Genomic DNA, 12,136 nt, shown 5'->3' with positions numbered 1-12,136 from the left:
GACACGCGCGAGGGGGTCCCGGGCGGGGCCCCCGCCCCCCCCCCCCCCCCCCCCGCCGCCCCCCCGGCCGCCCCGCCGCACCCCGTCCGGATCGCGGGCCGTCACACACACTCGTGCCCCCGCCCCCACCAGCGCCCCGGCGACGGCCAGCCCGATGCCCCGGGTGCCCCCGGTGACCAGGGCGACCCGCCCCTCGAGTCCGTACGGTGACGTCATCCGCGTACCGTCTCATGACGGATCGTCAGTCAACAGCCCCTGGACGTACGGCGGTTCAGTCGAGGACGCCCAGCCGGGAGTGCTGCTCCGCGACCAGTCCCAGCAGCGTGCGCCAGTCCTCCAGGACGCCCGCGTCGACCCCGGGGACCCGGCCGGCCTCGTCCGCCTGGCGCACGGTCAGGGCGTCGGCGTCCACATGGGGGCCCCGGTCCGTGGCGTACGCACTGTCGTGTACGAGGCGGGCGACCCGGTCGCCGAGCAGGTGCCGTACCGCGTCCGCGGCGATCCGGGCGTGCCGGGCGGGGTCGCCGGGCGCGAGGAGCCGGCCGATGACATGGACCAGGCCCGCCACCTGTAGCTCCTTGTCGGCGGGGCGGCTCCGGCGCAGCAGGGCGGCCGTCTGGAGGGCGTGCTGGTGCAGATCGACCGGACCGACCGGGCCGCCGCCGTGTTCCGGGGTGCCCCGGCAGGCGTGCAGCAGGTCCATCAGTTCCTCGACGCCGCGCAGCTCCATACGTCAGTCCTCCCGAGTCCTACCGCGGGACCAGCCGTTGCCGTCGGTCAGCACACCATGGGCGACTTGCGCGCGGGTCAACGGGAGCTGAACTGCCGGACCTGTTCGGGCCACCGCGACACGGGATGTCGAAAGGTCCATACGGGTGATACTCAAACCGCTCGCCAGGTAACAAACAACCGCAGATTATGGCTGAATGAACAGTGGACGACTTGAGATCTTTACTCCTTGTTTTCACCCCATCGAGCGGGCGCCCGCTCATTTGGTTAATACTGTTCCGGACGGACATCACCACTGGGTTCCACCCACACCCACGGTCCGTTACCGGCGCCACCGCGTCCTGACTGTTTCTGAACCAGACCCGAGTGGATGTGGAGCGGCCGGCATCAGACTGGTCCCGAACGTCCTGAGGGTGACCGACACATAAGGAGTGCGCGGTGACACCGGAGAAGACGAATCTCGAACAAGGCCCTGAGGAACGCACCAAGGCCGCCGGAGACCGGAGCGAACGGCTCGGCAGCCTCGACGTGTGGGCCAGGTCGGCCCCGATCCGCCTGGCGGGCTACGAGGACGACCTCGCCGAGCCTCACATCCTGCCCAGCGTCGACTGACGCACGGACGGACAGGACCGGTCGAGATCGCCTCGGCATGGACGTGCCACACTCACGTCCATGCCGGTCATCAGAGCGATCCGCCAAGCCACCGCCGACGACTGGCCGCGCATCTGGCCGTTCTGGCACCGCATCGTCGCCGCCGCCGACACCTATACCTGGGACCCGGACACGTCCGAGGAAGCGGCCCGCGCCCTGTGGATGAGCCCGGCCAAGCGTGTGTACGTGGCCGAGGACAGCGCCGGAGCCGTCGTCGGCTCCGCCTACCTCACCCCCAACTACGCCGGCCCCGCCGCCCGTACAGCCAACGCCGGCTTCATGGTCGACCCCGACCGTGCCGGGCATGGCATCGGCCGCGCTCTCGCCGAACACGTCCTGGACGAGGCCCGGGCCCACGGCTACCGGGGCATGGTCTTCAACGCCGTCGTCGAGACCAATCCGGCGGTCAGGCTGTGGACCTCGCTGGGCTTCATGATCCTCGGCACGGTACCGGACGCGTTCGAGCACCCCCGGGACGGCCGGGTGGGTCTGCACATCATGTACAAGGCGCTCGGAGACTGACGGATCAGGCGAGCGGAGCCGTCCGCTGCCAGGGGTGCAGCTCCTCCAACTGCTGGGCCACATCGAGAAGTACGGCTTCCGATCCGGGGCGCCCGACCAGTTGTACGGCGCAGGGCGCGCCCGAGGGCAGGGTGCCGAACGGCACCGACATCGCCGGCCAGCCCGTCAGGTTCCACGGGGGCGTCATCGGCGAGTAGTTGGTGTTGGCGAGGATGTTGCGCAGCCAGCCCCGCTCGTGCCAGGCCGCGGCGGTGGGTGAGCGCCGGGCGAGGGCCGGGGTGAGCAGTACGTCGTGCGCGGCGAAGAACGGCTCGAGGCGCCGTCGCAGCTGTTCCTTGTGCTGCCCGCGCTCGACATAACCGACGAACCGGCGCCCGACGGCCGCGTGGACCCGGGTGCGCCTGCTCAGCCCGCTCCGGTCGAGGCCCTCCGCGTCCCGGGCCGTGCCCGCCGTCCAGTGGGTGAACGAGGTCACGCCGATCGACAGCGGGTACGGAGGGTCGGCGGGCACCACCTCGTGACCGGCGCTGTCCAGCAGCGCGGCGGCCTCGCGCGCGGCGGAGGCGTACGGCCTGCTGATCGTGACGCCGGCGATGGGGCTGCGGACGGAGAGGGCGACCTTGCGGTGGGCGTGCGCCTCCGAGCGTACGAAGCGGGTGTCCGCGAGGACCGACAGCAGCAGCCGGGCGTCCTCGACCGTTGTCGCCAGCGGGCCGTTCTCCGACATCCCGAACCAGTCGCCGTTGCCGATGCCCGCCGGGACGACTCCGAGGCCCGGTTTGATGGTGACGACACCGCAGTTGGCGGCGGGGATGCGCAGTGAGCCCATGCCGTCGTTGCCCAGCGCGATCGGCACCATTCCGGCGCCGACGGCCGCCGCGCTGCCGCCCGAGGAACCGCCGGCCGTGCGGGTGGTGTCCCACGGGTTGCGGGCTGTGCCCAGAGGGCCCTCCGTGGTGCCCCAGATGCACAGCTCGGGCACATTGGTGACCCCGACGACGATCGCGCCCGCCGCGCGCAGCCGGGCAACGGTGACGTGGTCGTGGTCGGCGGGGGTGTCCGGCGTCGCGGCGGAGCCGTGCCGGGTCGACTCGCCGCGTACCCCGAGGTTGTCCTTTACCGCGACGGGTACGCCCGCAAGCGGAAGGTCCGCGAGGTCCGCGCGGTCGGCCACCTCGTCCGCCTCGGCCAGCGCCTCCTGGGCCCGCAGCCGGCGGAACGCTCCGACGCGGACGTCAAGGAGTTCGATGCGCGCGAGATGTTCGGCGACGACTTCGCGGGGCGTGACGCGCTTCTCGTGTACGGCGGCGGCGATCTCGGTGGCGGTACGGCCGGCCCAGCTGGTCACGGGGGCTCCTCGGGGTGGATACAACACATCGTGCTACGCGTGCGGCGATGAGGCTACTCGTGAGTACAAGGGGCGTCGAGAGCCGTGGACCTTGGACATTCGGGCCGGGTCTCCTGGACTTTCCCGACGGCGGCGTGTCCGGCCGCCCTCGCGGACTCGCCGGTCATCCGATCACTGGCTGAACACCGCTGGCTCCGGACCCCATTGACACCGCCCGGGGGGCGCTCGATCATCACACATCCGATGAAGGGGAGCTTCCAGATGCGTACGTATCCAAGAGGCCGGCTCCTGTTGGCCGCGGTGGCCCTGTTCCTGCTCGCCCTACCGGTCCAGGCGTCCGCACGGACGGGCGTGGCGGGCGCGGCGGTGACTCCGGTCACGGTGCCCGCTCTCGCCAACTGGAGGCCGGAACAAGGGAGTTACCAGTACGGCTCCGCTGCCCGTCTCATCGCCGACACGGCGCCCGGGCGCAGGGTCGCGGACACCCTCGCCGACGATCTACGGGCGGCCGGCCACGGCACCCCGCCTGTGGTGAGCGGCGGAGCGCGGGCCGGTGACATCGTTATCGAGGTGGTCCCGGCGCGAACCGCACTCGGCGCGGAAGGGTACGAACTCCGGTCCGGCGCACGGCTGTCGGTGACCGGCGCGACCGAGAGCGGCGCCTTCTACGGCACCCGCACCCTCCTCCAGCTCCTCGCCCAGGGCGACCGGATCCCCGCCGGCCGCACGGTCGACGTGCCCCGGTACGCGGAACGGGGCGTCGGGGTGTGCGCCTGCTACATCCACATCTCGACCGGGTGGCTGGAGAACCTCGTACGCGACATGGCGTACGGCAAACTCAACCAACTCCTCCTCGAACTCAAGGTGAAGAGCGACACCCACCCCGAGGCCAACACCTGGGGCTACTACACCAAGGACGAGATACGGCGGCTCGTCGCCCTCGGCGACAAGTACCACGTCGAGATCATTCCGGAGATCAACTCCCCGGGCCACATGGACCCGTGGATCGAGAACCGCCCGGATCTCCAGCTCACCGACTCCGACGGCAACCGGCAGCCCAGCAGACTCGACATCACCCGGCCCGCCGCCTTCGACTACTACACGAGCCTGATCGACGAGTACGCACAGGTCTTCACCGGCGGCTCCTGGCACATGGGCGCCGACGAGTACATGCTGGGCTCCGACTTCGCCAAGTACCCGCAGATCCTGCGCTACGCACGGGAGAAGTTCGGGGCGAACGCCACACCCCAGGACGCCTTCATCGACTTCGTCAACCGCGTCCAGGCCCGCCTGGCGGCAAGCGGCAGGAAGTTGCGCGTCTGGAACGACGGGCTCACCGGCGCCAACACCGTGCCGGTGACCGCGGGGACCACCGTGGAGCACTGGCTGAGTGTGGCCGTGAAACCGAGCCAACTCCGGTCCCAGGGGTACCCGTTGATGAACGCGGCCTATGCGCTGTATCTCGTCCGGGGCGGCTTCCACAGCGACACCAAGGGCCTGTACGACCAGAGTTGGGACCCGCGCAGCTTCGAGGGCGAGCAACTCGCCTCCAGCCAGGGCATCACCGGCGCGAAGATCAGCCTCTGGCCGGACAACGGGCGCGGCGAGACCGAGCACGAGGTCGCCGTCGACACCGACCCCGCGCTGCGGCACCTGGCACAGGCCACCTGGGGCGATCCGCACCCCGACGCCACGTATGCCCGGTTCACGGCGCGGGGGACGGCCGTCGGGCACGCACCGGGATGGCGGGACCCGACCCGAGTGCCGGTCACGGACGGCACGTACACCTTGCGGGCGGACGGGGTGTCCCTGACCGCCGAGGTGCGGCGCACGCCCGACGGATACGTCACCTTGAAGACCGGGTCCGGCTGCCTGGAGGTGCGCGGCGGAAAGCTCACGCTCAACACCCCGCTCCAGCCCGGCGTCGAGCTCACCCCACAGACCTGCGACACCGCGAACACCGTGCAGCGCTGGGAGTTGGAGCCGTCCGCAGGGGGCTACCGACTCGTCAACGCGATCACCCGGATGGCTGCGCACGTGACCGACGACGGCCGTCTCGCGCAGTACCCGCCGGACCAACACCCGCCCGCCGTCTGGCACTTGACCCCCGTCCGCTGACCCGAGGAGTCCGCCGCGCCATGACCGTGTCCAGCCGTCACGGCCCGGTCGGCGGAGCGTCGGACTGCCCGCGCAGCCACTGCTCCACCTCGCCCACGTGGGCCGCCGCTGCCGCTCGGGCCGCTTCCGGGTCGTGGGCGACGAGGGCGCGGTGGATCGCGGCGTGCTCGCGGCGGGTGCGGGCGAAGGCGCCCTCTTCCTGGTAGGCGCGCCAGACGCGGGCGCGGAACGTCCGGGAGGAGAGGCCCTCCAGGATCGCCGCCATGCTGTCGTTGCCGGCCGCGGCGGTGATCGCGCGATGGAAGGACAGGTCGTGGGCGAGGATCTCCTCGGGATCGTCGGTGGCGTTCATCGCCGCGAGATGTTTCTCCACCTCCGCGAGCTGGTCCGGGGTGATCCGCGCGGCGGCCAGCGCGGTCGCCGTCGACTCCAGGATGCGCCGGACCTCCAGCAGCTCGGCCAGCCGAGGGCCCCGCGAGAGATCCGCGACCACACCGAAGGTCTCCAGCAGGTCGCCGGCCTCCAGCTGGGTCACGTAGATGCCCGAGCCGTGCCGGGCCTCCAGTACGCCCATCACCGTGAGCGCCCGGATCGCCTCCCGCGTCGAACTGCGCGAGATGCCCAGCCGGGCGGCGAGATCGCGCTCGGTGGGCAGTCGCTGGCCCGGCTCCAGACGGCCCTCGCCGATCATCGCCTTGATCTGCTCGATGGCGCGCTGCGTCACAGTGCCCTTCTGCGGGACGGCTCCTGTGCCGTCGGCCGGGATCTCGTCCACGCCGTGTCCTCCTGTCGCCGGGTGACGCCGCACTTCAACCAGTTAACCAGCGGGTTGGTCGGACCACTACGGTCGGAATCCGGGAATTTTGGCCCTCCGGGGTGTTCGAACCCGAAAGTGGTCTGATAAATATGCGGTGCATCCCGCGATCGCGCTCGACGGCGAGTCGGCGGACGGCACGAGGCAGGATCGCTGTCCAGGGTGGTACTTTCTGGGCCGCCGACCCGGTGAAAGAGAAGGGGCAGGCCGCATGACCGACTTCGAGGGGCTCAAGGCGCTGGTCACGGGCGGTGCGTCCGGTATCGGCCGGGCCACCGCCGAACTGCTGGCGGCGCGCGGCGCACAGGTCGCCGTCCTCGATCTGGACCCGTCGTCGGTCGAGAAACCGCTGCGCGGCTACCGGGCCGACGTCACCGACGACACGTCCGTACGGGAGGCGGTGGCCGCCGCCGTGGCAGACCTCGGCGGTCTCGACATCGTCATCAACAACGCCGGTATAGGGGCCCAGGGCACCATCGAGGACAACGACGACGAACAGTGGCACGGAGTCTTCGACGTCAACGTGGTCGGCATGGTCCGCGTCTCCCGGGCCGCCCTGCCGCACCTGCGCAGCTCCGCGCACGCCGCCATCGTGAACACCTGCTCGATCGGGGCCACGGCCGGCCTGCCGCAGCGCGCCCTGTACTGCGCCACCAAGGGCGCCGTGTACTCCCTGACTCTGGCCATGGCCGCCGACCACGTCCGTGAGGGCATCCGCGTGAACTGCGTCAACCCCGGCACGGCCGACACCCCGTGGGTCGGCCGCCTCCTCGACTCGTCCGCCGACCCCGTCGCCGAACGCGCCGCCCTGGAGGCCCGCCAGCCCACCGGCCGCCTTGTCTCGGCCCACGAAGTCGCGGGCGCCATCGCCTACTTGGCGAGTCCCCTGTCCGGCGCCACCACCGGCACCTCACTCGCCGTCGACGGCGGTATGCAGGGCCTGCGCCTGCGTCCGGCCGCCCAGTGAACACGCCGCACCCCACCTCAGGGAGTCCTGACATGTCCGCAACCGTGCCGATGCCGGTGCACACGCTCGGCCGCAGCGGCGTCGAGATCACCGGCCTCGGCTTCGGCGCCGCCGCCATCGGCAACCTCTTCACCGAGGTCACCGACGCACAGGCACACGACGCCGTGTCCGCGGCCTGGGACACGGGCATCCGCTACTTCGACACCGCCCCGCACTACGGCATCGGCCTCTCCGAACGCCGCCTCGGCGCGGCCCTGAGCGAACACCCGCGCTCGGCGTACACCATCTCCACGAAGGTCGGCCGCCGCCTGGAACCCGCCGAGGCCCCGGCGGGCGACGACCTCGCCAACGGCTTCGCGGTCCCCGCCACCCACACCCGCGTCTGGGACTTCAGCGCCGACGGTGTACGCCGCACACTGGAGGCGAGCCTGGAGCGGCTCGGCCTCGACCACGTCGACGTCGTCTACCTCCACGACCCCGACGACCACGCCGAGTCGGCCTTCCGCGAGGCCTACCCGGCGCTGGAGGAACTCCGCTCCGAAGGCGTCGTGCGGGCGATCGGCGCGGGCATGAACCAGACGGAGATGCTCACCCGCTTCGTCCGGGACACCGACGTCGACGTGGTCCTGTGCGCCGGCCGCTACACCCTCCTCGACCAGAGCGCGCTCACCGAACTCCTCCCGGCCGCCGTCGAACGCGGTACGTCCGTCGTGATCGGTGGCGCCTTCAACTCCGGTCTGCTGGCCGACCCGAAGCCCGGGGCGACCTACAACTACGCGGCGGTGTCGGGCGAGTTGCTGGACCGCGCCCTGCGCATGAAGTCCGTCGCCGACCGCCACGGCATCACCCTGCGAGCGGCCGCGCTCGCCTTCTGCGCGGCGCACCCGGCCGTCGCCGGCGTCCTCGTCGGCACTCGTACGGCGGCCGAAGTCCGCGACTGCGCCGAGCAGTTCGCCGTGCCCGTGCCCGAGGCATTCTGGCAGGAACTCCGGGACACGGGCCTGCTGACCACCGAAGCGCCGTAGGAGGGACTGTCCTGACCGCGACCAGCGTCTACGGCCTCTGAACCCGGCTGCGGGCAAGCCGCGTCGGAGGCATGAACTCCCGTACGTACACCCGCTCCCAGTACGCGCCCGTCGCTCGCCGCTCCCGCCAGGTCGTGTACCGGTAGCGGAAGAGGCGGGCGCGGATGTAGCGCGGGGGTGCGTTCGGTGGGAACGGGGAGCGGCGCAGCAGCCGGAGGGTGTCCTGGTCGTTGTCCAGGAGCCGTTCGACCATCGGGCCGAACCATGTACCGGCGTACGCGGGCGACAGCGCGGCGAACCACATCATCCAGTCGAGCCGCAGATGGTAGGGCGCGAACTGGCGTGGCCTGCGCGCCGGTTCACCCGGCTTGCCCTTGAACTCGTACTCCCGCCAGTCGGAGTCCTCGCGCGGTACGTCGTCGGCCGTGCCCTCGACGATCACCTCGTACCGGATACGGCTGACGCTGCCGAAGGCGCCGTAGGTGTTGACAAGGTGGAGCGGGTCGAAGGAGCGGTTCATGACCTGGCGGCGCGAGAGCATGTTGCGGACCGGGTGGTAGCTGAGGGCCACCAGTGTCACGGCGATCGTCAGGACCACGATCTCGTACCAGAGCGGGGTGTCCGGGAGGGTCTTCGGTGCCGTGTCCGGGAGGCGCACCGCCGACAGTCCCAGCACGATCGTGAGCCAGTTCAGCCAGGCGAAGTTGCCCGACAGAACCAGCCACAGCTGGGTGACGATCATCAGGGACGCGGCGGCCGTAGCCACCGGCTGCGGAGTGAACAGCAGGACGGGGACGCCGAGTTGGGTGACGTGGTTGGCGGCGGTCTCGATCCGGTGCACCGGCCTCGGGAGGCGGTGGAAGTACCAGCTCAGCGGGCCCGGCATCGGCTGGGTCTCGTGATGGAAGTCGAGGCAGGTCAGTTTCCGCCAGCAGGCGTCGCCGCGCATCTTGATCAGACCGGCGCCGAATTCGACGCGGAACAGGATCCAGCGCAGCAGGAACAGCACCACGACCGGCGGCGCCACCTCGTCGTTGCCCAGGAAGACGGCGAGGAAACCGACCTCCAGGAGCAGCGACTCCCAGCCGAAGCCGTACCAGGTCTGGCCGACGTTGACGATCGACAGGTACATCCCCCACGGCAGCAGCCACAGCGCCATGCCCGCCCAGAGCGGGAGTCGCGAGTCCAGCCCGGCGAGCAGCGCCACCGACACCGCACAGCCGGTCCAGGACCAGACAGCGAAGAAGCGGTCGGAGTAGTGGAGTTGGAACACGCTCGGTGCCTGCCGGAAGCCGACCCGGGCGACCAGACGGGGAACCGGAAGCATGCCCCGCTCGCCCATCAGCGCCCGGAACTGGAGGGCCGCCCCCAGGAACGCCACGAGGTAGAGGCAGGCCAGGCCGCGCTGGAGGACCAGTCGGCTCAGCCAGTAGTCGGGTGCGGTGAACCACTCCACGGTGCTCGCTCCTCTCTCCCACCAGTGTGGCGCTGGGTGACTGTTCTCCGCTTGCGTGCGCCGAGCGGGTGACGCAGACAATGGGGGATGCGCCGAACTCTTGTCACGACGTGCGTACTCTCCGCAGCCCTGATCGTCGGGGGCTGGGACGGCGACCCGCCGGGGGAGGAGATCCTGCCCTCGGACGACTCCGGCGTCGGTACGGCCCAGGACCCCTGCGACGAGATGGGCCCCGACACCGTCCCGGACATCCCCGACCTCCCGGACGGCGGCGGCCAGATCCCCGACGACGACACCGCGTACGGCCCCTATGCCGAGGCCGACCCCTGCGAGGGCGTCGGCGAGTGAGCGGAGGCCTGGCGAACCACGCCGGACAAGTCGAAGAATCAGCCGAAAACTGGCAGGGTGGGCGCATGGCTGATCGGGGAGCGAGCGCCCTGTCACTCCCGGAGGACTGGCCCGATCACCCGGATCCGGTCCTGGCGCTCAACCGCATGGGAACGTTCGACTGGGACCTGGACACAGGCCTGTTCACCATGGACGCACTGGCGTTCGAGATCTTCGATCTGCGCCCCGACGAATACGACGGCCACCCCGAGAGCCTGGCCCTCAGAGTGCCCCCGATGGAGGGCCGCCGGCTCGACTCGGTCGTCGCCGAGGCCATGAAGGACGGCAGCGAGAACTACGGCGCCTACTTCCGCCTCCGCCGCCGCGACGGCGCCACGCAGTGGACCCACACCCAGGGCTACATCCGCCGCGACGAGACCGGCCGCCCGCGCCGGGTCATCGGCATCGTCCGCGACGCCACGCAGGAGCTGCGGGACAGCCAGGCCCGTAACGAACAGGCCGCCCATGACGAGGTGCGACGCCGCCAGACGAACGTCGTGCAGGTCATCACGGCGGCCCTCGCGCACGCCCGCACCGTGGCGGACGTCATCGACGTCCTCACGGACTCCCACGGAGTCCCCCACCTCGGTGCGGCCAGTCTGGTCATGGGCCTGGTGGAGGCCGGCCGCATCCGGCTGGTCGCCGAGGGACCGGCCGGCGCCTCCGTGCCCGGCACCCGCATCACCCGTATCGACGAGCCCTACCCGATGGGCGACGTCGTACGGACCCTCAGCCCGCGTTTCATCGAGTCGCCGGAGGAGTTCGCCGCCGGGTACCCGGTCCTGTGGCCGCATCTCACCGATCTGCAGATCACCTCCGCCGCCTATCTGCCGCTCATCGCGCAGGCCCGGCCGATCGGCGCGATGGGCCTGCTCTACAACGACCGGTACGGCTTCTCGGCGGAGGACAGGGCCGTACTCGTCGCGCTCGGCACCAGCATCGCGCAGAGCCTCCAGCGGGCGATGCTCTTCGAGCAGGAGAAGGACCTCGCCCAGGGCCTCCAGCAGGCCATGCTGCCGCGCTCCATCCCCAACATCCCCGGCGCCGACATCGCCGTCCGCTACCGCGCCGCCTCCTCCGGCGGCCAGCTCGGCCGGGACATCGGCGGCGACTGGTACGACGTGATCCCGCTGCCCGGCGGCCGGGTGGGCGCGGTCATCGGGGACGTCCAGGGCCACGACACGCACGCGGCGGCCGTCATGGGCCAGCTGCGGATCGTCCTGAAGGCCTACGCGGCCGAAGGACACCCGCCCGCGACGGTGATGGCCCGCGCCTCCGTCTTCCTGCACGAACTCGACACCGACCGCTTCGCGACCTGCCTGTACGCGGAGGCCGACCTGTCCACCGGCGTGGTCCAGGTGGTCCGCGCCGGCCACCTCGACCCGCTGGTACGGCACTCCGACGGCACCTGCCGCCGCGCCCACGTCGAAGGCGGGCTGCCACTCGGTCTCTCCGCCGAGTTCGGCCGCCTCGCCTACCCGGTGGCCACCTTCGAACTGGACCCCGGAGAGACCCTGGTGCTGTGCACCGACGGGCTCATCGAACAGCCCGGCGCCGACATCGCCGACGGCCTGCGCACCCTCAGGACGCTCATCGCCGCCGGCCCGGAGAACGTCTGGGAACTGGCCGACCGGTTGATCGAGGTCGCCGACGAGCGAAGCGGGGACGACGACGTGGCCCTGCTGCTCCTGCGCCGCCGGGGCCTGGCCGCCGTACAGTCCGGCGGGCGGCTCCAGCAGCACGTCGGGGTGGCCGACCCCGACGCGCTGATCGAGGCCCGGCACATGATCGGCGCGGCGGTCCGGGCCTGGGGCGCCCGGGAGCGCGCCGACGAGGTCGAACTGGTGGCCGACGAGCTGATCACCAACGCCCTGATGCACACCGAGGGCGCGGCGGTCGTCACCCTGCGCGTGCTGAGCGGCTCCGAACGCCGGCTGCGCGTCGAGGTCGAGGACTCCTCCAGCGCCCTGCCGCGCCGCCGGGAGGCGGGGGAGTCCGGGGTCTCCGGGCGCGGTCTGCTCCTGGTCGACCTCCTCGCCGACGACTGGGGCGTGGAGGCGCGGGGCGGCGGCAAGGTCGTGTGGTGCGAGTTCGCGGTGCCGCCCACGAGCTGAGCACC

Annotated in this window: 12 protein-coding genes; 7 read left to right on the top strand and 5 right to left on the bottom strand. The window is 71.2% G+C overall.

Going from position 1 to position 12,136, the window contains the following annotated elements:
* Together ADL01_RS42495 and ADL01_RS24260 are read right to left on the bottom strand one after the other, a co-directional pair.
* A partial coding sequence (locus tag ADL01_RS42495; protein WP_420719736.1) for an SDR family NAD(P)-dependent oxidoreductase occupies window positions 1–216 on the bottom strand: 216 nt, incomplete at its 3' end.
* 55 nt (window positions 217–271) lie between these two features.
* On the bottom strand, window positions 272–730 hold the full coding sequence (locus ADL01_RS24260; RefSeq protein ID WP_053744139.1) for an HD domain-containing protein: 459 nt from the start codon (window positions 728–730) through the stop codon (window positions 272–274).
* 437 nt (window positions 731–1,167) lie between these two features.
* On the opposite strand from ADL01_RS24260, the gene ADL01_RS45465 reads away from it, so the two are divergent.
* Together ADL01_RS45465 and ADL01_RS24255 are read left to right on the top strand one after the other, a co-directional pair.
* Window positions 1,168–1,341, top strand: coding sequence for a hypothetical protein (locus tag ADL01_RS45465; protein ID WP_199834916.1), 174 nt, complete (start codon window positions 1,168–1,170; stop codon window positions 1,339–1,341).
* A gap of 60 nt (window positions 1,342–1,401) precedes the next feature.
* Window positions 1,402–1,902: a GNAT family N-acetyltransferase gene (locus tag ADL01_RS24255; protein WP_053744138.1), complete on the top strand. Its 501-nt coding sequence runs from the start codon at window positions 1,402–1,404 to the stop codon at window positions 1,900–1,902.
* 4 nt (window positions 1,903–1,906) lie between these two features.
* Here ADL01_RS24255 and ADL01_RS24250 read toward each other — a convergent pair whose 3' ends face one another.
* Complete coding sequence (locus ADL01_RS24250; RefSeq protein WP_053744137.1) at window positions 1,907–3,250, bottom strand: amidase; 1,344 nt, start codon at window positions 3,248–3,250, stop codon at window positions 1,907–1,909.
* Between the two features lie 261 nt (window positions 3,251–3,511).
* On the opposite strand from ADL01_RS24250, the gene ADL01_RS24245 reads away from it, so the two are divergent.
* Window positions 3,512–5,368, top strand: coding sequence for a family 20 glycosylhydrolase (locus ADL01_RS24245; RefSeq protein ID WP_053744136.1), 1,857 nt, complete (start codon window positions 3,512–3,514; stop codon window positions 5,366–5,368).
* A 37-nt stretch (window positions 5,369–5,405) separates the two neighbouring features.
* Here ADL01_RS24245 and ADL01_RS24240 read toward each other — a convergent pair whose 3' ends face one another.
* Window positions 5,406–6,143 (bottom strand): FadR/GntR family transcriptional regulator, encoded by a 738-nt coding sequence (locus ADL01_RS24240; RefSeq protein ID WP_053744135.1) that lies wholly within the window; start codon window positions 6,141–6,143, stop codon window positions 5,406–5,408.
* Between the two features lie 250 nt (window positions 6,144–6,393).
* Between ADL01_RS24240 and ADL01_RS24235 the strand changes: the two genes are divergently transcribed.
* Window positions 6,394–7,149, top strand: coding sequence for an SDR family NAD(P)-dependent oxidoreductase (locus tag ADL01_RS24235; RefSeq protein WP_053744134.1), 756 nt, complete (start codon window positions 6,394–6,396; stop codon window positions 7,147–7,149).
* 56 nt (window positions 7,150–7,205) lie between these two features.
* Complete coding sequence (locus tag ADL01_RS24230) at window positions 7,206–8,174, top strand: aldo/keto reductase (RefSeq protein ID WP_053744144.1); 969 nt, start codon at window positions 7,206–7,208, stop codon at window positions 8,172–8,174.
* Window positions 8,175–8,202: 28 nt separating this feature from the next.
* On the opposite strand, the gene ADL01_RS24225 is transcribed toward ADL01_RS24230, so the two are convergent.
* Window positions 8,203–9,630, bottom strand: coding sequence for a lipase maturation factor family protein (locus tag ADL01_RS24225; protein WP_053744133.1), 1,428 nt, complete (start codon window positions 9,628–9,630; stop codon window positions 8,203–8,205).
* Window positions 9,631–9,717: 87 nt separating this feature from the next.
* Here ADL01_RS24225 and ADL01_RS44875 point away from each other — a divergent pair, with 87 nt between their 5' ends.
* Window positions 9,718–9,978, top strand: a complete 261-nt coding sequence (locus ADL01_RS44875; RefSeq protein WP_053744132.1) for a hypothetical protein — start codon at window positions 9,718–9,720, stop codon at window positions 9,976–9,978.
* Between the two features lie 65 nt (window positions 9,979–10,043).
* On the top strand, window positions 10,044–12,131 hold the full coding sequence (locus ADL01_RS24215) for a SpoIIE family protein phosphatase (protein WP_053744131.1): 2,088 nt from the start codon (window positions 10,044–10,046) through the stop codon (window positions 12,129–12,131).
* The last annotated feature ends 5 nt before the right edge of the window (window positions 12,132–12,136 follow it).

Source organism: Streptomyces sp. NRRL WC-3618, assembly GCF_001280005.1.
Classification (GTDB): Bacteria; Actinomycetota; Actinomycetes; order Streptomycetales; family Streptomycetaceae; genus Streptomyces.
The sequence above is the reverse complement of the archived record's forward strand: the minus strand, read 5'-3'. Positions and strand labels throughout refer to the sequence as shown.

Coding starts and splice junctions, on each gene's coding strand:
- ADL01_RS24260 (WP_053744139.1), bottom strand. CDS start 730: ATGGAGCTGCGCGGCGTCGAGGAACTGATGGACCTGCTGCACGCCTGC.
- ADL01_RS24255 (WP_053744138.1), top strand. CDS start 1,402: ATGCCGGTCATCAGAGCGATCCGCCAAGCCACCGCCGACGACTGGCCG.
- ADL01_RS24245 (WP_053744136.1), top strand. CDS start 3,512: ATGCGTACGTATCCAAGAGGCCGGCTCCTGTTGGCCGCGGTGGCCCTG.
- ADL01_RS24235 (WP_053744134.1), top strand. CDS start 6,394: ATGACCGACTTCGAGGGGCTCAAGGCGCTGGTCACGGGCGGTGCGTCC.
- ADL01_RS44875 (WP_053744132.1), top strand. CDS start 9,718: ATGCGCCGAACTCTTGTCACGACGTGCGTACTCTCCGCAGCCCTGATC.
- ADL01_RS24215 (WP_053744131.1), top strand. CDS start 10,044: ATGGCTGATCGGGGAGCGAGCGCCCTGTCACTCCCGGAGGACTGGCCC.